The following is a 24,389-nucleotide window of genomic DNA, read 5'->3' as shown; positions in this document are numbered from 1 at the left end:
ACCTACCGGGGCGGGTATCCGCCGAACACGGCGGGCGAGACGGAGAGGCCGAGTTCGTCGAACCGGTCCATGAACCGGGGACGTACGCCGGTCGGGCGGACATGGCCGCGGAACCGGCCGTCACGATCGACCCCGGCGGCGTAGTCGAACGCGAAGATGTCCTGCAACGTGATCGTCTGGCCCTCCATGCCGAGGACCTCGGTGACGTTCACCACCCGCCGAGTGCCGTCCCGGAGACGCGACAGATGCACGATGAGGTCGACCGCCGAGGAGATCTGCTCGCGGATCGCACGCAGCGGCAGCTCGATGCCAGCCATCATCACCAGGGTCTCCAGGCGGGCGAGCGAGTCGCGCGGCGAGTTGGAGTGCACGGTCGACAGGGACCCGTCGTGGCCGGTGTTCATCGCCTGGAGCATGTCGAGGGCTTCGGCGTCGCGGACCTCACCGACCACGATCCGGTCGGGCCGCATCCGCAGGGAGTTGCGGACGAGATCGCGGATGGTGATCGCCCCGCGCCCCTCGGTGTTGGCGGTGCGGGCCTCGAGGCGTACGACGTGGTGCTGCTGGAGCTGCAGCTCGACGGTGTCCTCGATGGTGATGATCCGCTCGTCGTCGGGGATGAACGAGGACAGGACGTTCAGCATCGTCGTCTTGCCGGTGCCGGTGCCGCCCGAGACGATGATGTTGAGGCGGGCGCGGACGCAGGCCTCCAGCAGTTCGGCGGTCTCCGGCGCGAGGGTGCCGAGTCCGATCAGGTCGGGCACGGTCAGCACGTCGGTGGAGAACTTCCGGATGGTCAGCGTGGGGCCGCTGACCGCCAGCGGTGGCACGATCGCATTGACCCGGGAGCCGTCCTCGAGGCGTGCGTCCACCAGCGGCGTCGCCTCGTCGATGTGGCGGCCGACGCGGGAGACGATCCGGTCGATCACCCGGCGCAGGTCCCGCTCGCTCTGGAAGTGGGCCTCGGCCCGGCTGATCCGGCCGGCACGTTCGACGTAGATCCGGTCCGGTCCGTTGACCATGATCTCGGTGATCGTGTCGTCGTCCAGCAGTGGTTCGAGGACGCCGAGGCCGAGCACCTGGGCCTGGACCTCCTCGATCACGCGCCGCCGTTCGGAAGCGGTCAGTGGCGTGGCGGACGCCTCGACGATCGAGTCGAGTTCGTTGCGGACCAATGACCGCAGAGTCTCCTCGTCCATCGCCGGGTCGCTCAGTCGAGCGCCGAGACGCTCGTAGAGGGTGTCGGCCGCAGCCGACTTCAGCTGCGCCAGCGGGTCGGGGCCCGCCGCACGCCGGGGAGGTAGCGACGTCGGAGCATGGTCGCCGAGCCCGCGGGCCGGTGGCCGGGGGGCGGGCGCCGGCGTCTCCCGGGCGAGGAACGCCCTCGCGTCGTCGGCAGCCGCGGTGTCCGGCGCAGCACCGTCGGACAGGCTGCTGTCGGACGCCGTGCTGTCAGACGCCGTGCTGCCGGAGGGCGTGGTGCCGAACGGGGCGGTCGGCCGGGAATGGGCCGCCGCCAGACGATCGGACAGTCTCATCCGCGGGTCCCCTTCCATCGCGAGGTCCGCCCGACGGCAGATCTGTCGGCACTGACCAGCTCGACGAGATGGGTGAGCTGTTTGGTCGCCTGATCGCGGCCGTTGCCCTGCAGCAGCGGGACGCCCTGATTGACCGACAGAGGGACCTCCTTGGCCAACGGCAGGGTCACGTCGATGGTCTCCCCGACGTTGGCCTCGACGTCCTTGACGGTGATGCCCCGGTGCGGATCGACGAAGTTCAGCACCAGATGATGGCTCGACAGCATCAGTCCGACCTGGCGCAGCGTGTCGATCTCCTTGCGCAGGCCACGTACGCCCGGGACGTCCAGGCTGGTGACGAGCACCAGGTCGCTGGACTGGTCGAGCGCCTGGAGGGTCTGCTCGTTGAGGCCCGGCGCGGTGTCGACGATCACGTACCGGAAGGCGCCGGCCAGGGTGTGCAGCAGCAGGCCGATCTCACGGGCGCCCACCGCCTCGGATGCGCCGGGCGACTCGGAACCAGGGATCACGTACAGTCCGGTCGAATGCTGGGTGAGCAGGCTCTTCAGCGCCAGCGGATCCGACGGCGTCTGACCGTGGGTGGCGTCCACCAGGCTGTAGCGCGGGGAGAGCCCCAGCGCGGTGGCCACGTCCCCGAACTGGACGTCGAGGTCGACCAGGACCGTCGACTGCGGATACCGGCGGGCCAGCCCGACGGCCAGGTTGGTCGCCACCATCGTCTTGCCGACCCCGCCCTTGGGAGAGGCCACGGTGACGACCCGGCCCTGCGGCCTCGGCGGTTCCGTCGTTGCGCCCTGCTGGCCGGCCGTGGCGTACGCCCGCTCGGTGGCCAGTCGGTCGGCCCGGGCCAGCGAGGCACGCAATTCGGGGATGGAGGCGTAGACCGACATCACATCGGCGGCCCCTGCCTTGAGGGCCGCGAAGCCGATCCGTTCCGGTTCCTCCGAGGCCAGCACGACCACCATCCCGACCGCTGTGCAGCCGGCGGTCAGCCGCAGCGCGGCGTCGGCGTCCGGACCGGCATCCAGGACGACGACCGGCCGCTCCGCGTCGTAGCCGGGCAGCTCCTCCGGGCGGGCCGGCATCGGGGTGGCCGGGATCGCGCCGATCTGCACGCCGGCCGCGTAGGCGACGCTCTGGCTGAGGTCCGCGGAGTCGGTGATGACCAGGAAGTGGCTCATTTGCTGAAGTTCTCCGAGGTGACGGTGCTCGATCCGGTGGTGTCGGTGGCCTTGTTCTGCAGGGACAACCAGATGCTGCCGTGCTCGGCCGCCCAGACCACCTTTTCAGCGTCGTGGGTGCTCACCGCCAGGGTCACCATCACCTTGACCTCGGGCGCGGAGCTCGGCTGCACGGCCGCCGCGGTCCCCGCCGCCGTCTTCGCCGAGGACTGGACACCGCCCTGCACCCGGGTGACGAGAGTGTTGCCGAGGGCGAGCCGGGTGGGCTTGGGGGTGTCGTTCGACGACAGGAAGACCCCGACCCGGTCCCCCGGGGCCGGCCGGCCACCGTACGCCTGTTCGGAGGTCAGCAGGACGCTGACCTCCTGCAGACCGTCCGGGACCGTGGCCGACTCCAGGGCGGCCGGGTCGACGAAACGCGAGGCCAACACCTGCTCGCCAGGGACCAGGTCCACCGCCGCGATCCTCTTCCCGAGGTCCGCCACGCTGGCGACCGCGTCCTCTGCCTTGGCCGACCCGGGCAGCTGCTTCTCCTGGACGGCGCTGCCCAGCGCATCGGCCGCGGTGCCCCTGGCGACCGGGGCGACCACGACCAGGACCGACTGCGGCTCCAGGGCCCGGGTGGCGCGGCGGTCCGCGCCACCGACGTAGAGGATGAGGACGGCGGCGGCAAGGATCGTCAGGACTCCCGCGACGATGGCGGCGACGATGCGGCGTGTGTGCATGCTCGGGTCTCTGGGTTCCTAGTTGATGAGAGCGACCTGGTTCGCGCCCAGGTCGGGGGCACCGGGATCAGAAGGGGACGATGAGTCGGGCGAGGTGAAGGTCACGAATCGACCACTGATCCAGGGATTGCTGTCATTGCAGACCGGAGCATTCCATTCGTCGGTACGCGGGCTGAAGCAATAGCCGGTCACCTCGAAACCGGCGATGGCGTAGACGAGGTAGGCGGCATTGTTGCCACTCAGGCAATTTCCTTTGGCGTCGCGACGGCAATCGTTGAAGATCGGGATCTCCACGGTCTTCCCCTGCAAGGTGTCGCCGATCGAGCAGGGAACCGATCCGCCGGGCTTCGAGGCGACCCAGTCGCCGACCTTCACCGAGCGCAGACACGTCCCAGCACCCCCGTCGGGCTGAAGCCAGCCGAATCCGCCGGAAACCTCGTTGTGCGCCGCCGACGTATTGGGCAGGCATTGGCCGTCCACGTTCTCCGCGGTGATGGCGGCGCTCTGGTCCTTCTTGGACTTGAGCAGAAGAGTCATCTCGGTGCCGCTCGGGATCGGATCCCCGACGACGGCGCCGGTCTGGGCATAGAACGCGCACAGCGAGAACGCGAGTGGCAGGAAGTTGCCGCCCGAGGTGTTCTCCCACCGCGCGGTCGCAGTCGCCGCGATGTCGGCGGTGTCGATCCCGATGACGGGCGCGAACCAGAGCCGGCGGGTGCTGGAGTCGCGGACCGTGACGTAGTGGGCGGCGGTGTTCAGATCCGTCACCACGCCGGCGGCGTTCGCGTCGAGCTTGTTGGATCCGGCATAGCTCGCGGCCTGTCCGGCCGCGCTCACCGGAGAATTGCAGTCCCCGCCTGCACACGACTGGGCGATGGCCAGCGCACCGGCGTCGGCACCGTTCTGCAACTGCTGCTTGTCGCTCCACATCGCCCCGACATCCACCGCGAGCGCCGTGAAGCCGACGAGGACCACCATGCAGATGGCCACGAAGACGGCGGTGGCACCACGATCGGGCGTCGAGCGGTCCGGTATCGAGCGATCGGTCGCCGGCCCGCGGCTCAGCCACCGCATCGCATCACCCCACGGCCATGAAGGACGATCCCGGCGGGTAGCCAGCCGGTCAGCCCGACGTACGGGTGGTCGATCGCCACCACGACCTGGCCGGCCGCCGAGGGACAGTCCGCCGTGATGCCCACCTCACCGGCAGGCAGGGTCACCGCGGGTGCAGCCGCGTTCACTGCCGCCGTTCGTGCTTGGGCGGCGTCGTTGTGGATAGCCATTTCTCTGGCCGCCTCACGCGCCGCCCCCGCCAGCGATGCCTGGGCGAAGAGGGCGAATCCGAACTCGATGATGCCCAACACCAACGCCATCAGCACGGGCAGGAGGAGAGCGAATTCCACCATCTCGGCCCCGCGATCCGCTTGCCGCATCATCCCCCCTGCAGTGACGCAATTCGAAGGAAGGGCGGCGAGGCCACCCGCCCTGGGATGTTCGACCGGATTCAGAGTTTCGCGGCGACGCTGTTGAACAAGGCCAACAAGTCGGTCCCGACCGCCGTGACTCCGACAATCGCAGCGATCGCAATCAGGGCCACCAGCAGGCCGTACTCGACCATCGTGGCGCCCTTGTCCTTGTTCTCGAGGCGGCTGTTCAGCATGAACAGGGTAGTACTGACGAATGCAGCGAACTTGGTCATAGCTGTCCCCTTTGTCTGTTCCGGGTCGAGAACGACCCCCCATTTACAGCTCCCCCCCGAATAGGGGGTCGAGGAAAGATTGACGTGAATCACAGGCACCCGTCAACCGTCTTTGAAAAATCACAGGTTCCCGCTTGAATCACAGGTTTCCGGCGTCTTCTCACAGCTCATCACAAGATTGGTGGACCTGTCGGCGCCGCGCACCGACTGCTAGCCTGCCGCCAACAATGGGGCAGGGGGACGGACATGACGCAGCACAGCGGGCGGCGCCAGGACGCCGAGCGACGGATGATCCGCCTGCTCGCTACCGCCGTACTCAGGCGCCCCGTACTCAGGCCCACCGTGCTCGGCCCGGCCGTGGTCGGCGCCGCCCTGCTGGGTTCCCTGCTGCTGACGTCCGTCGCTCCCGTGATCCCGCCGGCCGCCGCCGCGCCGCCATCGGCCACGCCACCACAGCAGGCTGCGCTGCCCGACGTGCTGTCGGCGCTGTCGATCACCCAGGAGCCGGCGGACTACGTCGTCATCGTCGACACGTCGAGTTCGATGATCGACCAGGGCCGCTACCAGCTCGTACGGTCCGGCCTCGTCGACATGGTCGGCTCCCTGGCGCCGGATGACCGTCTGGCGGTGATCACCTTCGACTCCGCTCCGCAGGTGCGGCGCGGGTTGACCCCGATCGGTGCCGATCCACAGACGATCGTGTCGTCGCTGCCGGCGACACCGTCGGGCACCGCCACCGACATCGGCGCCGCACTCGGCTCGGCAGTCGACCTGATGGAGCGGGGCGACCTGCGCCAACAGGGCGCCGTGCTGCTGTTTACCGACGGCAGGATCGACACCTCCCCCGGGTCCGCGTACGCCACCGCCGACACCCCCGGGTGGGCGGCGCTCAAGCAGCGGGCGAGCGCCCTGCAGCAGCGCCACGACATCGCCCCGTTGGCCATCGCACTGACCTCCAACACCGATGCGACCGTCCTCCGGCAGGTGTTCAGCAACGTCACCGACGTGCCCTCGGCCCGTTTGGGCACCTACCTGCCGCAGGTGTCCACCGACGTGATGAAGGCGGCCGCATCCGGCCGATTGCAGGGCCACCTCGCCGACCCGGTCCGGGCCGTCCTCGAGCAGCCGCTCCGGGTCACCAGCGACGCCGCGCCGCACGGCGTGACGATCACCCTGCACAACACCGATCCGGTCATCCCGCTGCAGATCACCGGGCTGGCCTTGGCCGCGGACCCCGCCTCGGCCGTGACCGTCACCGGGGCCGCCGAATCGGTGGACATCCCCGCCGGGGCGACCGTCAGCACCGAGGTGCAGGTCACCACCTCTGCCGCACCGGGGACCTCCGTGCCGCTGCAGCTGAGCGGCACGGTGACCAGCCCCTGGCAGGCCGTGATCACCGGCGATCTGGGGATGTCCTGGGCCCCGACGCTCGCCGCCGACCCGGCGTCTCTGACCGTTGTGCCCGGCGCCGGCACCCGCTGGGCAGCCCTCACTCACAGCCGGGTCACACAGTTGGCGGGTGTGGCGCTCCTCCTGGTCCTGCTCGCTGCCGGTGCCTGGGCCGGGTGGTGGGCGACCCGCCCCCGGCTGACCGGCGTGCTCACCGTCCGCCAGGCGGGTGACATCCTCGACCAGCACCGCCTCGGCGGCCGCCGGATGGCCCTCGCACTCCTTGACGGCGCTGCCTCAGTGACACTGCTGCCGGAAAGACGCAAGGACGGGCAGCGGGGTGTCTCACTCACCGCGACGGCCGGCACCGATCGTGCCAGTGGGACGCTGTACGACGGCGAGGCGATCGATCTGCGTGACCTCACCCTGACGTACGCCACCGATCGCAGCCGGATGCTGCAGTTGATTGGGACGGACTGAACGCCGGCCGCGAGGGCTTCCCGCGGCCGGCGTCGTGCCCAGCCTGCTGTTCCCGCTCGGTCGAGCGGGTCATCGGGGGGGTCAGTTGCTCAGATGGACGGGTGGCAGGGAGTCACCGGTCAGGGTCAGGTCGTACGCCACACTGAGGATGCGTACCTCCTGCTTGCCGGTGCAGGTGAGGGTGGTCAACGGCGACACGGTGAAGGAGCCGGTCACCTGACCGTTGCGGACCGGGAAGGTCCCGGTGGTGTTGACGGTCGTCGTGTCGGTCTTGGGGACACCGTTCACGGGGTTGCCGCTCTTGGTGAAGCACTGAGCGGTCGCGGTCACCGTGCCGGTGAGGGCGAAGTCGGCGGTTTCCACCGTGTTCCCCAGGCCGGCGGCCTTCCAGGAGACGACGAGGCTGTTGCCGCTGACGGTGACTGTGGGGCCCTTGACGTAGTGCTCGGCCGCATAGGCCGAGGTCGCGGCGAAGCCGAGGACCGCGACGAGCGCGGCGACGGTCGCAATGACGAGCTTGATGAGTTTCTTGGACATGGCGGTTCCAACCTGGGGGGTGCGGGCGATGTCATCGCCGTCCGGTCACGGTCGACGGACGACACCCTGGGACCACACGGAAGGCGCCCTTCCGCCAGGGCCGGGGAGATTCCCCCGTTGACCAGGATCCGTCGACGCCCGGTGGACCGCGCGAGGTGAGATCACTGTCCGGGAGCACCGCCGCACCGGACCGAAGCGCCGAGAGTGTCACACCGACCTCCCCACCGAGGGCCCATGGAGCGCAGCGAAGCGCATCCCGGAGGAACTGGAGGTGATCCGTGCCGCCGCCGGCAGCCCAGATCCTCCCTTCAGGTTAGGGTGCCCTCACTGAGACGGTCAATGCGCTCGCGCGTGTCGGGACGTACGGCGCTCACCCCTTTCCTCAGCGCAGGCTCAGCGCGCCGGCAGCGCGGCCGACAACTGCCCCACGAGCCACTCCTGGTACGCATCGATCGTCCAGTGCCCGGGTGAACTGACCGTCGGCCCTCCCGCGCAGTCGCCGTTCGGTCCGATACTCGACCCATGACGGTTCGATCCACCCGAGCAGTCACGACCAGCATCCCGCTCCGGCCCACCGTCGCGGGCGTCGCCCTCGTCGCACTGTTCGCCGGCCTGTTGGCCGGCTGTACGCCGCGTACGCCAGGGGCCTCCGACACACCCCTGACGACGCCGTCCACCAAGGTCACCGCGTCGCCATCCTCCGGGCAGGCGGGCGCACTCGTCCCCCGCGGACGACCGGCGACCGTCACCTCAGGGCTGGACGCACCCTGGTCGATCGTCTTCGTCGACGGCGTCACGCTGGTCAGCGAACGCGATACCGGCCGGATCCTCGAGATCGGTGCCGACGGGTCGCACCGCGAGGTCGGCACCGTCCCCGGAGTGGTGCACGGCGGCGAGGGCGGCCTGCTCGGCCTGGCGGTCGACCCGCAGCGACGCCTCTACGTCTACTCGACCGGCCAGCACGGCAACCGGATCCAACGCTTCCCCCTCACCGGCGCAGCCGGGTCCCTCGGACTCGGTCGGCCGGTGGAGACCGTCCTCGACCATCTGCCGTCCGGAGGGATCCACAACGGTGGGCGGATCGCCTTCGGCCCTGACGGCATGCTCTACGCCGGCGTCGGCGACAGCGGGCAGAACACCCTGGCCCAGGACCGTACGTCGCTCGGCGGCAAGATCCTGCGGATGACGCCCGACGGGGCGGTGCCGCCGGACAATCCGTTCGCCGGGTCGCTGATCTGGAGCTATGGGCATCGCAACGTCCAGGGCCTGGCGTGGGCCGGTGACGGGACGATGTTCGCCACCGAGTTCGGCCAGAACACCTGGGACGAGCTCAACGTCATCGTCCCCGGCGGCAACTACGGCTGGCCGGTCGTCGAAGGCCGCGGTGGGACGGACCGGGGCTTCCGCGACCCGGTGCAGCAGTGGCGCACCGACCAGGCGAGTCCCAGCGGCCTGGCTCGGGCCGGCGACACCCTTTTCATCGCGAATCTGCGCGGACAGGTGCTCCGCACGGTGCCGGTGGCCTCCCCCGGCACGGCCACCGATCATTACCGCGGCACGTACGGCCGACTCCGCGACGTCACGGTGGCGCCGGACGGTCGACTGTGGATCCTCACGAACAACACCGACGGCCGCGGAACCCCCGCCGCCGACGACGACCGGATCCTGGCGGTCGACCTCGGCACGCCATGATGGCCGCACATCACTCCTGTCGATTTCACCCGGCCCGGTGCCCCGGAGCGGTTCCTCACGTCGGGTCGGCCGCGAAACCTTGCTACGCAGGCTCCGTCAGCCCCTCCCTCACACACAAACGCTCAGCTCGTCACCTCGCCCGTGCGTTGGTGCTGAATGACAGACACCTCTGCACGGGCGACATGCAGAGGTCGTCGAATGTGTCTGACCCGGTGCAGCGAGATGTGCTCCCCGCCACCGGCCCTGTCCTTGGCCGAGGTGGTGAGGAGGTGCTGGCAGTGCAGGACCTCGCGGGTGGGCGGCCAACACACGGATGGGCCAACACACAGGATGATCGTCGCCGGTTTGGTTTCCGACCGACGCCGGGGTAGAGTTCCTCTTCGTTGCCGACGCGGGGTGGAGCAGCTCGGTAGCTCGCTGGGCTCATAACCCAGAGGTCAGAGGTTCAAATCCTCTCCCCGCCACGATGTGATGTCCCAGGACATCGGAATGGCCCGAACCTACGTTGCGTAGGTTCGGGCCATTCGTTGTTTCCGGGTCGGTCCGGCCGGTCGGCCGTCGGCCCGAGGCGCTAACGTTCCGTGGGTGGGGAACTCGATCGAGATCCTGGGCAGCCGGTCACTGCCGGCCGGCTTCGACCATCCGCATGCCTCCGAGGAAGCGCGAGCGATCGCCGAGGCAGGACTGATCCTGCGCGTGCAGGTGGGCTCGGGTGTGCACGGCACGTCCATCAGCGGCCAGGACGATCGCGACGAGATGGGCATCTGCCTGGAGCCCCGCGCGTTCGTCACCGGCCTGGCTCGTGTCCCGCGCGGGATCGACAGCGATGCCGAGGTCGAGTTCGAGCAGTACCAGCGGCACACGGCCTGGGACAGGCCCGGCGGACTCGCGAACCGCTCGGGCCACGGCGATCTCGACGTCGTCGTCTATTCGGCCCGGAAATGGTGCCGCCTCGCGCTCGCCGGCAACCCGACGGTGCTGCTCGCGCTCTTCGTCCCGGACGAGGAGACCGTGTTCCGCAACAGCGTCGGCGCTGAACTGGTGGACAACGCCCACCGGTTCGTCTCGAAACTCGCGGCGGCCCGGTTCCTCGGCTACCTCGAGAGCCAGAAGGCGGCGATGCTGGGCGAGTCAGGGGCACACACGAACCGGCCCGAGCTCGTCGCCGTCCACGGTTATGACACGAAGTTCGCGATGCACGCGCTCCGGCTCGGCGTCCAGGGAGTCGAACTGCTGCGTACGGGGCGGATCACCCTTCCCGTGCCGGAGCCGGATCGTACGTTCCTCCGCGCGGTCCGCCACGGCGAGGTGACGCTGCCGGAGGTGCTGGCCGCGCTCGAGGAGTCCGAGGCACGGCTCGTGGCGGCCGGCGCGGACGCGTCGGTCCCCGATGAGCCCGACCGGCGGTGGGTGGACGATTGGCTGCACCGGTCATATCTCGCCTACTGGGCGACCGCGGAGCGGTGACAGGCGTGGCACCGTCGCACACCGATGCTGGTGTCGACCGCCGCCCCGCTCAGAGCCGCTCGACGGCCGCCCGTTCGACGTCCAGACCGCGTTGGAAACGCTCCATGAACGCGGCGAAACCAGCAACATCGGCCGGATGGGGGTCCACCGGCGTCACCAGACAGCGCCCGGAACAGCGTCTCGAACATGGTCGTTCCTGGTCGTCGCGGCACGACGTCCACCGACGACACGAGCATGCCACGCCTGCACACACGTTCTACACAGAGGTGCACCCCCGCAAGGTCCCGGTCGTGCGATCCCTGCGTCCTGACGATCGATCACAGGGAGTGCAGCCACTGCCCCCATCGCACGTCGTTCATTGTGGCCCGGGCACGATCGAGCTTCCAGGCACCGTACTTGTAGTAATCGAACGTGGACGTGTCGTACTGGCGCTTCAGAAAGGCCCACAGGCCCCAGTTGACGTCCGCCATCGCACCGGCGACCCGGACCCGGGCCACGGTCTTCCAGGACGTCTCACCGTACAACTCCTCGACGCAGGCCAGTAAGGTCGGCTCGTCGTAGAAGAACTCGGTCGTCATCACCGCCAGTTCGTACGCCCGCTCATTGTTCGCCGCGAACTCGAAGTCGATCATCCGCAGCGGTCGACCCTCCGCGACCAGGAAGTTGCCCGGCATCGGATCATTGTGACAGGGCACGATGTCGAGGCCCGAGGCCATGAACGCGTCCCGGGCACTCGCGTACTCGGCCAGTACCCGGCCGGCGAAGTTCGGCAGCCGGACCCCGAGCGTGTGGATCTGCTGGACATAGCCGTCGATGGTGTCGAAGACGGTCTTCGTGTGCGGCAACAGCCCGCTGGCTTGGAACTCCCGGTGCCGCCCGATGATCCTCCGTGCGATGTCGATGTTCTTGAGGTCTGCGTTGGTGCAGGCCCGATAACCTTCGAGGAATTCGATCACCTCCACCCCCGTCTCGGAATCGACGTGTACCACCCGGGGCCCGATACCCATCGCGCCTGCCCGGCGGGCCGCCTCGTGCGAGTTCACCCGGTCGATGTACTCCTCGCTGCCCTCGCCGGGGATCTTCAGGAAGTAGGCGACCGGGTCGCCGACCACGTCGATCCGCCAGTTGCTGTTGGAGATGCCCCCGCTGACCGGACAGAAGGACACCTCCGCCGACCGCCACTCCGCGATAGCCGCGATGGCCTCCTCGACGCGTCGTTCCTCCGGTGTCCGGGCGTCGCCGACCCTTCGTCCGGTCGCCACCGCGTGGGGTGCCGCCGCCTCGGCCTGTGCTGATTCCGTCATCTCGTGCCTCCTGGTGCTTCCAATCGGACGTTCTGCCGCGCGGTCATGCCGCGACGTACCCGTCGTGACGTCGGTCGAGCAGCGCCTCCCGCAGGTGCAGGAAGTGCCAGTCGGCGAACTTGCTGTACTCGATGGTCCCTGGCTCCCGCAGGTCACGGACCACACCGATCAAGCCCTGCCGGAGGTGTTCAGCGATCCCGAAGGCGCGGGCGGTGGCGTACGCCACGGGGTCCCACCCCTGGTGGAGGGTCGTGAAGACGTCCTCCGGCTCCAGCGGCAGGTACGCCAGTTCGTCGAGCATCAGGCCGATGTCCTGCAGCGGGTCCGCCCACCGGGCGAGGTCCCAGTCGACCGCCACCATCCGATCGTCGGACAGCAGGATGTTGGAGACGTCGCCGACGTTGTGGCAGAACCGCCGCTCCCCCGTCCGACCCTCCACCCAGGCCTCCAGGTCGGCGACCCGTGCGGCCATCCACGCGATGTCGCGCGGCAGAGCCGGCGCTGCGGAACCGATCAACCGTTGCAGCCCGCGGATGTCGTCGAAGACCGTGGCGGCGGGAGCCGGCACGGTGATCTCGGCCCGGATCCGACCCAACAGATCGGCCAGCCGCTGCAGGGCGGCTCCATCGAGGAAGTCGTCGATCGTGGCCGTCCGCATCCGGTCGGAGAGGTCCTCCAGCACGAGTTCTCCGGTGGCGGCATCGGAGGCGAGGACGCGCGGCCCCAGTCCTGACTCCGACGCGGCCCTGGCCGCCGCGACCACCACGGCCGGCGAGGCGTACGCCCGGGCGTCCGGATGCATCTGCCGGAGAAGGACGGAGCCACCGTCCGCGAGCCGGACCCGCCGACGGATGGAGTCCGCACCCCACCAGCTCGGGCTGGCCAGCGGAGGGATCTCCTCGACCGACTGGGTCTCGAAGGTGTCGATGAGGGACATGTCACTCCTGGGGGTCGGTGGGGAAGACCAGTTCGAACGGGCGGTTCTGCTCCAGCCAGCGGGCCAGCCGCATGATCCGGTAATCCGCGAACCGCTGCCCGATGATCTGCACCCCGACGGGGTGACCCTGGTGGAGGCCGTAGCACAGCGTGGCGGCCGGCTGGCCGGTCTGGTTGAACCACGCGGTGAAGCCGCAGTGGTAGAGCGGACGGTCCTCGTCCAGACCGACCGACTCGGCAGGGAACGACACCACCGGCAGGACCGGCGACAGGACGACGTCGTAGACCGAGGTGGCGAGGGTCACCCGCTGCTGTTCCGCCTCGATGGCGGCCAGGTCGGCGGCGTGATCGACGGCGGACTGCGTCGCCCCCGGCCGTGACCATTCGCGCACCGCCGGATGGACCAACCGACCGGCGTGCCCATGGCCGGCGATCTCGGCGGCCGCGCGGACCTGGAACACCCGATCCAGCGGGTCGTACGGGTCGTGGTCGAAGAGTGGTGCCATCACCTCGACCTCCGCGCCCGCAGCCCGCAGTACCCGGGCCGCACGCTCGACGGTCTCGATCACCGGCCCCTCGGCAGGGATGCCGTAGCCGAGATCGGTGAGCACCCCGACCCGCAGGCCGGTGACACCCGCCGGCCCGAGGTCCCGCCGGTTGTCCGGCAGTGCGGGCAGGCTCCAGTTGTCGCGCGGATCGGCCCGGGTGATGACGTCCAGCAGGTCCCAGGCATCGTCCACGGTCCGGGCCATCGGACCTGCGGACCGCATGGTGCTGGGGGCCAGATGGGGGATCAGCCCCTGGGTCGGCTTCAACCCGACCAGACCGTTGCTCGCCGCGGGGAGGCGCACGGACCCGGCGATGTCGGTCCCGATCCCCGCCACACCGATGCCTGCGGCCAGCGAAGCCCCCGCACCGGCGCTGGAGCCACTGGTGTTGCAGCTGAGCTTCCAGGGGTTGCGTACGACGCCGTAGAGCGAGCTCACGCCCGCGGCCATCATGCCCAGGTCGGGCATCGCGGTCTTGCCGAGGATGACGGCCCCGGCCTCCTTGAGGGCCCGGGCGGGCGGCGCGTCCGTACGATCAGTCGGCAGGTCGGCATTGGGCAGGGTGCCGTGGCGCCACGGCATCCCCTCAGCGCGGATGCTGTCCTTGATGGTGACCGGGACGCCGTCCATCGGCCCCCGCGGCCGGCCGAGCCGCCACCTCTCGGTGGCGGCGTCGGCGGCCTGCAGCGCAGGCCCCTCGGCCACGAAGGCCATCGCGTGCAGGGTGGGATCGACCTCGGCGATCCGTGCCAACTGCTGCTCGGCGACGTCACGGGGAGTCAGCTCCCCGGTGGAGAACCGCCGGGTCAGCGAACGCGCACTCATCTGCTCGGCCACGCGGATCGACATCACGACTCCCGCTCCTCGTGCACCTCGTCGGCCCCGCTGGCCACCAGGACCGGCTCGGCCACCGCTGCCGCGCCGACCCTATGGGCCGGATGCTGCGCCGCCTCGAAGAACTCCGCGACCCGCACGCGCTCCTCGGCGGTCTGGCCCATCACGGCGTACGCCACGAGGTAGACCACGAGGTTGACCACCAGCCCCACGATGCCGCCGGTGAGGCTGCCGAGCGCGGGGATGTCGTCGGGGAAGAAGAAGGTCATGATGGAGGCGACGAGCGACCCCAGGACCATGCCGGCGGCCGCGCCGTACTTGTTGCCGCCGCGCCAGAAGATGCCCAGGAACAGCGGGACCGAGATCTGCACGACCAGCTGGTAGGAGATCTGGGCGAGCAGCTGGAGACGCGTCATGTTGAAGGTGCTGAAGGCCACCACGGTCGCCAGCAGCATGAAGGCAGCCATGCTGCCCTTGGCGATGTAGGTCAGCTGACGGTCCGACAGGGGCCTGCCGGGGCGCTGGACGATGTCGTTGGCGATCTGTAGTCCGGAGACCTGGACGGAGCCGTCGATGTGGCCCATCGCGGCGGCGAAGACGGTGACCACGGCGAGGCCGGTCAACCAGGTGCCGCCGAACTTGTCGAGCAGGGTGAACCAACCACCCTGCGGGTCGGCAGCGACCTCGGGGACGCTCACGGCTGCCATCCCGACGAGCATCAGCACGGTGTAGAACACGCCGCTGATCAGCATCGTCCGGGTCGTGGAGGCCTTGACCGCACGAACACTGCTGGCGGTGTAGATGCGCTGGAAGCTCATCGGCCAGCAGAGGGCACCGATCACGCCGGTGAAGATGAGGGCGAACCAGTAGAGCGGGCCGTACGTGCCCCCGTCGCCGGGGATCCTGAGGAACTTCTCCGGGACAGTGGCCAGCGTCGACAGCGAGATCGGGCTGTTGCCCATGCCGGTCAGCATGATGACCCCGATCAGGGTGGACACGCCGTAGGCGACGATGCCCTGGAACATGTCGGTCATGATCAGACCGCGCATGCCCATGTTGACCGTCCAGATCTGGCGGATGACGATCACGGCGATGCCCACGACAAGGCTGACGGCGACCGACCAGGTGCCGCCACTGGCGACGTGGAACAGTTCGCCGAGTGCCTGCATCCCGAGCACGACCCACGGGAAGACCGCGATCACGCCGACCACGCTGGAGATCACCCGCACCGCATGGGAGTCGAACCGCTTCCCGAGCAGGTCGGGCTGGGACTGCAGGTCGTACGCGGCCCCCCAGCGCCACGCCCGAGTGGCCAGGAAGTACATCAGGCCGACACCGAGGGTGGAATAGGCGAGACCGTAGAACCCGAAGATTCCGGCACCGGCCGCCATGCCGAAGAAGGCGATGAAGGTCGACCCCGGCCACCAGGAATTGACGTACGACATCGCCACGAACCACGGCCCGTACGCGCGACCACCGACGGCATATTCGGAGAAGGATTTCGTCACCTCCTTGCGTCGAGTGGTGTAGAGAATCCCGATGACAATGAGGTAGAAAACGGTAAGCATTCCGAGAGAAACGGCCATGGGACTCACTCCCCTTCCTGGACGCGGCGCTCATCAAGCTCGCCACGGAGATCTTCGACGTGGTAAAGAACGGTCAGGCCGACGCCCAGGAGGGCGGCGTTGAAGATGTAGTAGAAGACGACGAAGGGCAGGCCGAGAATCACCGGATTACGCATCCCACTCACTGACATGTAGGCCGGCGGGAACAACACCATCACGAGAACGACGGCGTACAGCGCAATAGATCCGGTCATGATCGACCGCGGCGACAGGGAACGAGCGAATTCCTTCATGTCAGGGCCTCCCGACAGGACGCACGGACTGCCGAAGTCGGCGTCCACCCGCATCTGGGCGGACGCGCCCCGGAGGGCACGGGAGAGTGGCGTACATCGTGACTCCTTCTGTCTGGTTAACCCGAAGGAGCTGGACCCACGATCAGCGACTGCCCGAACACTATACGAATGGAGACGCCGAGGACAAGTCCTCACCTGATTCCTCGCCGCCCCGCAGGCGGGTAACACACCGTTAACAGGAAGGCGTTCGTACGTTACCCCAACGACACCTGGCGGCCCCCGACCGACGCCGACGGGAACAACACTTTTGACATCACCTCTTCCGCCCGAATCAACTGGACCCACGATCCCGCGGCGCGAAACACTCAGCAGCACCGGTGTCGAATCCCGGCCGAGCCATCATGTCCACTCAGCCACCGAGCACGGGCGTGACGACCGGCTCGACATCGGTGCACACAACTCGACACGAAACGATTCCGACCCGTCCGCCGAGAATGCGCCGGGCCGGCACCATCAGGTCGAAGGATTCTTGGAGGACGTGTGGCTACCAGATCCACCATCATGGACACCAACAGTTTCCGGGAGGAGGACTTCTCGTCCGTTCCGGCCGCGGAACGCGCGCTCATCGAGCGTCGCCAACGTCTCCTCGGCGGTGCTTATCGGTTGTTCTACCGCAAGCCGGTCCACCTCGTGCGCGGTCGAGGACAGTACCTGTGGGACGCGGAGGGACACCGTTACCTGGACGTGTACAACAATGTGGCGAGCATCGGCCACAGCCACCCGCATGTCATCGAGGCGGTGACACGGCAGATGAGCTCGCTGAACACCCACACGCGCTACATGCACGAGACGATCCTCGATTACTCCGAGCGGATCATGGCCACCATGCCGTCCCCGGTCGACCGGGCGATGTACATGTGCACCGGGTCGGAGGCCAATGACCTGGCCGTCCGCGTCGCCCGCCTGTACACGGGCGGCCGGGGCATCATCGTCACCCGCGAGGCGTACCACGGCACCAGCGAACTCACCTCCGGTCTCTCACCGGCGCTCGGCAGCGGCCAACGGCTCTCCCCGGAGGCGAGGACCGTCGCGGCGCCGGATCCCTATCGCCACGGCGCCGAGGACCTGGGGCACCGGTTCGCCCTGGAGCTGCAGGCGCAGATCGACGACCTGCGCCGCGCCGGGGTCGGCTTCGCCGCGTTCCTCGCCGATTCGATCTTCTCCTCCGACGGCGTCCTGCCCAACGAGCCCGGCATGCTCCGCGAGGCGATCGACCTCGTCCATGCCAACGGCGGGATCTTCATCGCCGACGAGGTCCAGCCGGGCTTCGCCCGGACCGGGGAGTCCTTCTGGGGCTTCCAGCGCCACGGCCTGGTCCCAGACCTCGTCACCACCGGCAAGCCGATGGGCAACGGGATCCCGGTCTCGGGGCTGTTCGGCCGCAACGAGGTGCTGCAGGCGTTCAGCGACCAGGTGCCGTACTTCAACACCTTCGGGGGCAACCCGGTCGCGATGGCCGCTGCCCAGGCCGTCCTCGACGTGATCGAGGACGAGGACCTGCAGCGGCACGCCCAAGAGGTCGGTTGCCGGTTTCTTGAAGCGCTGCGCGGGGTCGCCCGGGAGCATCCAGACGTGGTGGGTGACGTCCGAGGGGCGGGCCTGTTCGTCGGCTTCGAGCTGGTCCGGGATGCCGAGAGCCGGCAGCCGGACAAGTCCCTCGCCCTCGACCTGATCGAGGAGCTGCGGAACCGGTTCGTCCTGACGTCGGTCGCAGGGCCGTTCGGGAACGTGCTCAAGCTCAGGCCTCCGCTGCCCTTCTCCGCCGAGGACGTGATGTGGGTCGCGGACGCCCTGGATGAATCCCTGACTGCACTGGGACACTGATCCCCTTCCTGGTCCTCCGGCCCGTCCCTGCCCCTCGGGTCGCCGGAGGACCGGGAAGGCTCGCAGCCGGTCTGGTGCCCTCGACGCAGGGCCGACACCGGGCCGGCTCTCACCCCACCGACGGGAGGACCCCGTGCCACCACGTGAGGCTTCGTCCACAGACGACGTCAAGTACGCGCTCCTGCGCCTGATCCGGGAGGCGGGCTTCCATCCCGGGGAGCGCGTCGGCAGTGAGCGGCAGCTGTCCGCCGCCCTCGGCACCACCCGCGAACGGCTGCGCAGGGTGCTCGACGAGCTGGAGGCGGAGCACCGCATCCGCCGGGCCACCGGGCGCACCGGCGGAGTGTTCGCCGACGACGGCCGCATCCAGCGCCAGCTCAACACGACCGAGAGTGTGCCCGCTCTGCTCCGCCAGCAAGGCAAGAGCGTCGAGACGCACATCATCCGTGGCGACATCGCGCTCGCGACACCGTACGAGTGCCGTAACCTCGACATCGAGCCCGGGACGGGGGTGTTCCGACTCGAACGACTCCGGGTCGTGGACGGCCGGCCCTGGTCGCTGGAGAGGTCGACCATGCCGGCACGCCGCTTCCCTGGCATCGCCACCCACGACTACACGGGCTCGCTCTACGGCATCCTGGAGCAGCACTACGCGACCCGGACCTCGACGGCCAAAGAGACCCTCGAGGTCGCCTTCGCCGACGCCGACCAGGCGATGCTGCTGGAGGTGTCCATCGGACACCCGCTGATCGAGATCCGAAGGATCGCGTACGACATGGACGACGCCCCGTTCGAACTGGCCCATGACCTGTTCCGGGCCGACCGAACCCGGGTCCACACCCAGCGGTACGGCGCCAACTGGAAGCGATCGCCCGACACGCGCTCCGCCGGTGGCAGCAGGCCCGGGCACACTCGTATCCCACCATCCAAGGAGTGAGATGACCTCTGCGACTGATGCTCTCAAGCCCCGGCAAGGACCTGCGGCCGTGCTGTGGGACATGGACGGCACCCTGGTCGACACCGAGCCCTACTGGATCGAGGCGTGCCAGGAACTGGTCCGCGCCCACGGCGGCGAGCTCGGGGTCGACGAGGAGACCGCGCTGGTCGGCCTGTCGCTGATCGACACGGCCCGCGTCGTGATCGGCCTGGGTGTGGGGCTCCCCGAGGAGCGCGTGATGAGGGAGATCAGCACGGCGGTCCAGCAGCGTCTGACCTCGCACGGCACCCCCTGGCGGCCGGGGGCACAGTCGCTGCTCTCCGAGCTGGGGGCGGCCGGCACTCCGATGGCCCTGGTCTCGATGTCCTCCAGGGCGATCATCGACGTGTTCCTGGCATCACTGGCGGTCCAGGGACCGTCACCGTTCCGGGCGGTGGTCGCCGGGGATCAGGTGCGGCACGGCAAGCCGCACCCCGAGGCCTACCTCACCGCCGTCGACGCCCTGGGGCTGCGGCCGGAGGACTGCCTGGCCGTCGAGGACTCGCCCACCGGCGCCCATAGCGCCGTCGCGGCCGGCCTACCCACCCTGCTGGTGCCCAGCGCTCCCGGTGGTGCCGTGCCCGGAGCGCTGCTGACCGAGACGCTGGCAGGCACCACGCCTCACGGGATAGCACAGCTGTGGAGACAGGCCCGCGCCGCGAGAGGGCTCAGTACCCTGCCGTGAGCTCGGCGAGCACACCGGTCAGAGTCGCCAGGCCGTTCTCGAGGTCGGCGGGATCGGTGTGCTCCTTGGGCGAGTGGGCGTGCCCGCCACTGCTGGGCACGAAGATCAGCACCGTCGGCATCACGCGGGCCACGACGACGGCATCGTGGCCCGCGATCGTCCGCAGTTCTCCGGTGGCGAAGCCGAGGGACCGGGCGACGGAACGGGTCAGCTCGACGCCCTCCGGCCACAGCACGTCGGACCCACGAACGGAGCGCCGCACCACGTCGATCGTCAGCCCGTACTCGGCGGCGATCGTGGACAGTAGTTCTTCGAGCCATCGCTCGGCGCGGAGCACGGTGTCGAGTTCGGCGCTGCGCAGCTCGAGGTGGGCCGAGGCCACCGACGTCACCACGTTCGGGGAGTGGGGGAAGGTCACCACGTCGGTCGCGGAGGCATGGAACTGCTCCTCGTGACGTCGGGCGAAGTCATCGATCGCCGCGATGACTCTGGCCAGCCCCACCAAGGCGTCCCTCCGCTGGGGCATCGGGGTGGATCCGGTGTGGCTCTGTTCCCCGGTGATCCGGATGTCGTACTTGCCGGCGGCCCAGTTGCCGCTCACGGCCGCAATGTCGAGCCCCTGGCGCTCCATCCGATCGCCCTGCTCGACGTGGATCTCGGCGTAGCGCACGGTGGTGCCGGTGAACTCCTCGTCCCCGAGGAACCCGATCCCGGACAGTGCCTCGCGCAGCGTGACGCCGGACGCGTCGGTGGATCCCAGGGCCTCCTCCATGGGCAGCAGACCGCAGTGCACCGAGCTGCCCATCACACTCGGCTGGAACCGTGCGCCCTCCTCGTTGGTCCAGTCGACGACCACAAGGTTGCGCACCGCAACGAGGTCGCCGGCCCGGACCCGGCGATTGAGCTGCTCCGCAGCATTGACCGCGGCCACGACGCCATAGGCCCCGTCGTACCGGCCGCCGTTGGGCTGGCTGTCCAGGTGGGACCCGCACATGACCCAGTCGGCTCCGTCGATCCAGCTGAAGAGCCCGAAGATGTTGCCGACCGGATCGACGACGACACTGGCCCCGGCCCGGACCAGTCGGTCGCACAACCATCGCCGCTGCTCACCGTCCGCCGGCCCGGCTGCCTGTCGCTCGACGGAACCGTCTTCCCCGGCTCCGAAGCGGGACACCTGGGCGAAGTCTTCCATGAGCGACATGCCGATTCCTCCTGCGATCTGCGTACTGACAACGATTGACAGTAGGCGGCGGACCGCGGCACCGGCAGTCGTCGGATGACGACAGCGTTACGATCTCGACCGACCCGATGAACGGTTCGTGAAGCCCCGGGCGATCCACAGCAGCCGCCCCCTGCCGTTGTCCGGCACCCTCGCGTAGTGTCGAGGACAGACCTGATCGCCGAGCCCCGAGGAGTGGCCGTGCAGAAGATCGTCCCGAACCTGTGGTTCGACCACGTCGCGGAAGAAGCCGCCACGTTCTACACCTCCGTGTTTCCCGAGGCACGGATCACCAGCGTCGTCCGCTACCCGACCGAGGGCCTGCCGGACTTCCAGAAGGACTTCGCCGGCCAGCCGCTGGTCGTCGAGTTCGAGTTGGCCGGTCAGCCGTTCAGCGCCATCAATGCCGGCCCGGAGTTCTCCTTCACTCCGGCGACGTCGTTCTTCGTCGGCTTCGACACCGGCCGGGATCCCCAGGCCCGGGAGCACCTGGACGAGCTGTGGGCCGCCCTGCTCGAGGGTGGCAAGGAGCTGATGCCGCTGGGCGAGTATCCGTTCAGCCCGCACTACGGGTGGGTGCAGGACAAGTACGGGCTCAGCTGGCAGCTGATCATGGGCGATCCCGAGGGCGACTGGCGGCCGAGCATCATGCCGTGCCTGCTGTTCGGTCACACCGCCCAGAACCGGGCCGCCGAGGCGATGGACTACTACCTCTCGGTCTTCCCCGATGCCCGTCGTGGACTGCTCGTCCCCTACCCGGAGGCCACCGGTCCGGCGGCCGCCGGCTCGGTGATGTTCGGCGACGTGCAACTGGGCGGGGTCTGGATCGCCGCGATGGACTCCGGCGCACCCCAGGACTTCACCTTCAACGAGGCGGTGTCGTTCAGCATCAGCTGCGCCGATCAGGCCGAGATCGACCACTACTGGGAGAAACTGTCGAAGGTGCCCGAGTCCGAACAATGCGGCTGGTGCAAGGACCAGTTCGGCGTCAGCTGGCAGGTCGTCCCGGCCGACATGGGCACGCTGATGGCCCGCCCGAACGCTTACCAGCACATGCTGGCGATGAAGAAGCTGGTCATCGACGAGTTCTGACGAAAGCCCCGACGCCCGGGCGGTGCCGATCCGCCCGGGCGATCATCACGGCCTGGGGTCGGCGGCGTGGTACGCGATCTGAGTCGTACGCGATCTGAGTCGTACGCGATCTGAGTCGTACGCGATCTAGGATGTATTCCCGGTGCGTCGGGAAGCCTGGTCGACAGTCTCCTTGTCGACCGACCCCGAAGGAAGCCCCATGGCTCGCCCGGCTCACCACTCACGACTCGCCCACTGGACCGGTCTGTTCCCGGGTCGCGGGAGCACGACCGAGACGCTGCGGATCATCACGCTCCTCCGTAAGGAGACGGTCGGCGGAGGTCTGCTGGTGGCGATGGCCGCGATCGCGATGCTCTGGGCGAACTCACCGGCCGCCGGCAGCTACCACGCCTTGCACGACCTCACCCTCGGCTACGCGCCATGGCACCTCGACCTGAGCCTCGGTGCCTGGGCCGCTGACGGTCTGCTCACCGTCTTCTTCTTCCTCGTCGGCCTGGAGCTCAAGCGCGAGTTCATGGCCGGTGACCTGCGCCGCCTCAGCACCGCGATCACCCCCATCGTCGCGGCGGCCGGCGGCGTCGCGGTGCCGGCGCTGATCTACCTCGCCCTCCTCGGGCGTGACCCCGCGCTGCGCCACGGCTGGGCGATCCCCACCGCGACCGACATCGCCTTCGCCGTGGCAGTCCTCGCCCTGATCGGCTCCCATCTGCCGAGTTCGCTGCGGATCTTCCTGCTCACCCTGGCGGTCGTCGACGACCTGATCGCGATCGGCATCATCGCGATCGTCTACACCGACCGGATCCACCTCGTTCCGCTGGCGCTGTCCTTGGTGACGATCGCGGCGTACGGCTTGCTCGCCCAGCTGCGGCGCCGGTGGCTCGGCGACCACCCGGCTGCGGTGTGGTTCATCCTGTTGCCGATCGGCGCGGTCGCCTGGGGCTTCATGCACGCCTCCGGCATCCACTCGACCATCTCCGGTGTCCTCCTCGGCTTCACCGTGCCGGTGCTGCACCATCGCCGTGACCGCGCGTCGCTCACCGGGCCCGGGCTGGCCGAGACGATCGAGCACCAGGTCCGGCCGTTGTCGACAGGGGTCGCCGTCCCGCTGTTCGCCTTCTTCTCCGCCGGGGTCACGCTCGGCGGTGCCGAGGGGATGGTCCGGGCACTGCGGGATCCGGTGACGCTCGCCATCATCGCGGCGCTGGTGGTCGGCAAGCCCGTCGGCATCCTCGCCACCACCTGGCTGGTCACCCGGGTGATGCGCGTACGCCTCGACCCCACCGTGCGCTGGATCGATCTGGTCGGCGTCGGACAACTGGCCGGGATCGGCTTCACCGTCTCCCTCCTGGTCGCCGAGCTGTCCTTCGTGCCCGGGGAGCCGGCCCACGACCACGCGAAGGCCGCGATCCTGACCGCCTCCGTCCTCGCGGCCGTGCTGGCCTCGGCTGTCCTCAGCACCCGCAACCGGCACTATCACCGACTCGCTGTGGCGGACGCCATGAGCGGTCCGGAAGAGGATTCCGAGGGAGGGATGCCCCTCCCCGACGCCGACGTCCCTGACGATCCCGGTCAGCGCTGAGCGGACCGACCGACTCACAGGGGCGCGATGACGGACCGCTCGGCGGGGATCCAGGCGCTGCGGTCGACGGCGCGGCGACGGCCCGCCGGCCATTCCCGGAAGTCGGCGAAGAGCAGCGGCACGCCGCGGGCGACCCGCAGGTCGAGGGCGTCCATCACCTGCACGTGAACGTGCGGCTCGGTGGAGTTGCCGGAGTTGCCACACTCCCCCAGGAGTTGGCCGACCGCGACCTCGTCCCCCGGGCGCACCGCCAGTGACCCGGCCCGCAGGTGGACCAGGGCCACGTACGTTCCGCTGGCCGGGTCGTGCAGGATGACGTGGTTGCCGGCGATCACCGCGACCCCCTGGCGGATCCGTCCGGCCTGGCCGAGCGCGTACCGGAGCAGCGCCGGCTGGGAGCGCCGGGCGGCGTGATCGGGCTCACCGTCGTGGGCGACCATCACCCGACCGGCGACCGGCGCCAGGATCGGGCGGCCGAAACCGACGAACCGCTCCGGAGGCTCAGTGGCGAGGACGGTCCGCCAGTCGCGGATCGCGGCCGTACGCCCCCTCTCGTCGACCGCGACGAAATCGATCGCATGACTCTCGCCGTAGAGCGCACTGCCGTGACTGGGCACGCGGCGAGCAGGGCTGTTGAGCGCCCGCCAGCGCCCGGTGAACGGCAGCCGCAGCGTGACACTGTCCACGACCTCGAGCGTAATCGGGAGCGGGCGTCACACGACAGCGAACGGCGCTCGTGGCAACCCCAGCCGGGCCGGAGCGCTCT

22 protein-coding genes and 1 tRNA gene are annotated in these 24,389 nt (G+C 69.1%); 9 read left to right on the top strand and 14 right to left on the bottom strand.

What is annotated here, in order from left to right; genetic code table 11:
• Positions 1-2: 2 nt before the first annotated feature.
• From R0146_RS10840 to R0146_RS10815, 6 genes are all read right to left on the bottom strand, one after another.
• A complete protein-coding gene (locus R0146_RS10840; RefSeq protein ID WP_317689557.1) occupies positions 3-1,538 on the bottom strand; it encodes a TadA family conjugal transfer-associated ATPase in 1,536 nt (511 codons plus the stop codon).
• On the bottom strand, positions 1,535-2,719 hold the full coding sequence (locus tag R0146_RS10835; protein ID WP_317689555.1) for a CpaE/TadZ family protein: 1,185 nt from the start codon (positions 2,717-2,719) through the stop codon (positions 1,535-1,537). Before R0146_RS10835 ends, R0146_RS10840 begins: the two co-directional genes overlap by 4 nt.
• Positions 2,716-3,444 carry a Flp pilus assembly protein CpaB gene (locus R0146_RS10830; protein ID WP_317689552.1) on the bottom strand — a complete coding sequence of 243 codons (729 nt, stop codon included), beginning with the start codon at positions 3,442-3,444 and terminating at the stop codon, positions 2,716-2,718. Before R0146_RS10830 ends, R0146_RS10835 begins: the two co-directional genes overlap by 4 nt.
• Before the next feature lie 18 nt (positions 3,445-3,462).
• Positions 3,463-4,518, bottom strand: coding sequence for a pilus assembly protein TadG-related protein (locus R0146_RS10825; RefSeq protein WP_317689550.1), 1,056 nt, complete (start codon positions 4,516-4,518; stop codon positions 3,463-3,465).
• On the bottom strand, positions 4,506-4,850 hold the full coding sequence (locus R0146_RS10820; protein ID WP_317689548.1) for a TadE/TadG family type IV pilus assembly protein: 345 nt from the start codon (positions 4,848-4,850) through the stop codon (positions 4,506-4,508). Before R0146_RS10820 ends, R0146_RS10825 begins: the two co-directional genes overlap by 13 nt.
• A 98-nt stretch (positions 4,851-4,948) precedes the next feature.
• Positions 4,949-5,143, bottom strand: a complete 195-nt coding sequence (locus tag R0146_RS10815; protein ID WP_317689546.1) for a Flp family type IVb pilin — start codon at positions 5,141-5,143, stop codon at positions 4,949-4,951.
• A 246-nt stretch (positions 5,144-5,389) separates the two neighbouring features.
• Here R0146_RS10815 and R0146_RS10810 point away from each other — a divergent pair, with 246 nt between their 5' ends.
• Positions 5,390-7,012: a vWA domain-containing protein gene (locus tag R0146_RS10810; RefSeq protein WP_317689543.1), complete on the top strand. Its 1,623-nt coding sequence runs from the start codon at positions 5,390-5,392 to the stop codon at positions 7,010-7,012.
• A gap of 81 nt (positions 7,013-7,093) precedes the next feature.
• Here R0146_RS10810 and R0146_RS10805 read toward each other — a convergent pair whose 3' ends face one another.
• On the bottom strand, positions 7,094-7,549 hold the full coding sequence (locus tag R0146_RS10805; protein WP_317689540.1) for a hypothetical protein: 456 nt from the start codon (positions 7,547-7,549) through the stop codon (positions 7,094-7,096).
• Between the two features lie 522 nt (positions 7,550-8,071).
• Here R0146_RS10805 and R0146_RS10800 point away from each other — a divergent pair.
• The 3 genes from R0146_RS10800 (at position 8,072) to R0146_RS10790 (ending at position 10,708) form a co-directional block, all read left to right on the top strand.
• A complete protein-coding gene (locus tag R0146_RS10800; RefSeq protein WP_317689538.1) occupies positions 8,072-9,241 on the top strand; it encodes a PQQ-dependent sugar dehydrogenase in 1,170 nt (389 codons plus the stop codon).
• 390 nt (positions 9,242-9,631) lie between these two features.
• A tRNA-Met gene (locus R0146_RS10795) sits at positions 9,632-9,705 on the top strand.
• A gap of 121 nt (positions 9,706-9,826) precedes the next feature.
• Positions 9,827-10,708: a nucleotidyltransferase domain-containing protein gene (locus R0146_RS10790; RefSeq protein ID WP_317689536.1), complete on the top strand. Its 882-nt coding sequence runs from the start codon at positions 9,827-9,829 to the stop codon at positions 10,706-10,708.
• A gap of 317 nt (positions 10,709-11,025) precedes the next feature.
• Here the strand turns inward: R0146_RS10790 and R0146_RS10785 are convergent, their stop codons facing one another.
• The 5 genes from R0146_RS10785 to R0146_RS10765 are packed head-to-tail and all read right to left on the bottom strand — an operon-like array spanning position 11,026 to position 16,188.
• Positions 11,026-12,012, bottom strand: a complete 987-nt coding sequence (locus R0146_RS10785) for a choline kinase family protein (protein ID WP_317689533.1) — start codon at positions 12,010-12,012, stop codon at positions 11,026-11,028.
• A gap of 43 nt (positions 12,013-12,055) precedes the next feature.
• Positions 12,056-12,949, bottom strand: a complete 894-nt coding sequence (locus R0146_RS10780; RefSeq protein WP_317689531.1) for a phosphotransferase family protein — start codon at positions 12,947-12,949, stop codon at positions 12,056-12,058.
• 1 nt (position 12,950) lies between these two features.
• Entirely contained in the window at positions 12,951-14,345 is a 1,395-nt protein-coding gene (locus tag R0146_RS10775; protein WP_317689528.1) for an amidase family protein, read from the bottom strand.
• Positions 14,345-15,898: a sodium:solute symporter family protein gene (locus R0146_RS10770; RefSeq protein ID WP_317689525.1), complete on the bottom strand. Its 1,554-nt coding sequence runs from the start codon at positions 15,896-15,898 to the stop codon at positions 14,345-14,347. The genes R0146_RS10775 and R0146_RS10770 overlap by 1 nt, the downstream gene beginning before the upstream one ends.
• Before the next feature lie 23 nt (positions 15,899-15,921).
• Complete coding sequence (locus R0146_RS10765) at positions 15,922-16,188, bottom strand: hypothetical protein (RefSeq protein WP_317689523.1); 267 nt, start codon at positions 16,186-16,188, stop codon at positions 15,922-15,924.
• Positions 16,189-16,749: 561 nt separating this feature from the next.
• On the opposite strand from R0146_RS10765, the gene R0146_RS10760 reads away from it, so the two are divergent.
• The 3 genes from R0146_RS10760 (at position 16,750) to R0146_RS10750 (ending at position 19,733) form a co-directional block, all read left to right on the top strand.
• Positions 16,750-18,072 carry an aspartate aminotransferase family protein gene (locus R0146_RS10760; protein ID WP_317689520.1) on the top strand — a complete coding sequence of 441 codons (1,323 nt, stop codon included), beginning with the start codon at positions 16,750-16,752 and terminating at the stop codon, positions 18,070-18,072.
• A 133-nt stretch (positions 18,073-18,205) separates the two neighbouring features.
• The gene (locus tag R0146_RS10755) at positions 18,206-19,009 is read left to right on the top strand and encodes a GntR family transcriptional regulator (protein WP_317689517.1); all 804 of its coding nucleotides are present in this window, start codon (positions 18,206-18,208) and stop codon (positions 19,007-19,009) included.
• A gap of 1 nt (position 19,010) precedes the next feature.
• The gene (locus R0146_RS10750) at positions 19,011-19,733 is read left to right on the top strand and encodes an HAD family hydrolase (RefSeq protein ID WP_317689515.1); all 723 of its coding nucleotides are present in this window, start codon (positions 19,011-19,013) and stop codon (positions 19,731-19,733) included.
• On the opposite strand, the gene R0146_RS10745 is transcribed toward R0146_RS10750, so the two are convergent.
• Complete coding sequence (locus tag R0146_RS10745) at positions 19,717-20,934, bottom strand: Zn-dependent hydrolase (protein WP_317689513.1); 1,218 nt, start codon at positions 20,932-20,934, stop codon at positions 19,717-19,719. The genes R0146_RS10750 and R0146_RS10745 overlap by 17 nt on opposite strands.
• Positions 20,935-21,153: 219 nt before the next feature.
• Here R0146_RS10745 and R0146_RS10740 point away from each other — a divergent pair, with 219 nt between their 5' ends.
• Both R0146_RS10740 and nhaA read left to right on the top strand, forming a co-directional pair.
• On the top strand, positions 21,154-22,044 hold the full coding sequence (locus R0146_RS10740; protein WP_317689511.1) for a VOC family protein: 891 nt from the start codon (positions 21,154-21,156) through the stop codon (positions 22,042-22,044).
• 199 nt (positions 22,045-22,243) lie between these two features.
• Positions 22,244-23,623 (top strand): Na+/H+ antiporter NhaA, encoded by a 1,380-nt coding sequence (gene nhaA, locus R0146_RS10735; RefSeq protein WP_317689509.1) that lies wholly within the window; start codon positions 22,244-22,246, stop codon positions 23,621-23,623.
• 14 nt (positions 23,624-23,637) lie between these two features.
• Here the strand turns inward: nhaA and R0146_RS10730 are convergent, their stop codons facing one another.
• Complete coding sequence (locus R0146_RS10730) at positions 23,638-24,309, bottom strand: peptidoglycan DD-metalloendopeptidase family protein (protein WP_317689506.1); 672 nt, start codon at positions 24,307-24,309, stop codon at positions 23,638-23,640.
• Positions 24,310-24,389 lie beyond the last annotated feature (80 nt).

It is taken from the genome of Raineyella sp. LH-20, assembly GCF_033110965.1.
Taxonomy (GTDB): domain Bacteria; phylum Actinomycetota; class Actinomycetes; order Propionibacteriales; family Propionibacteriaceae; genus Raineyella.
Note: the sequence above shows the minus strand (reverse complement) of the source record. Positions and strands in the feature narration are given on the sequence as shown.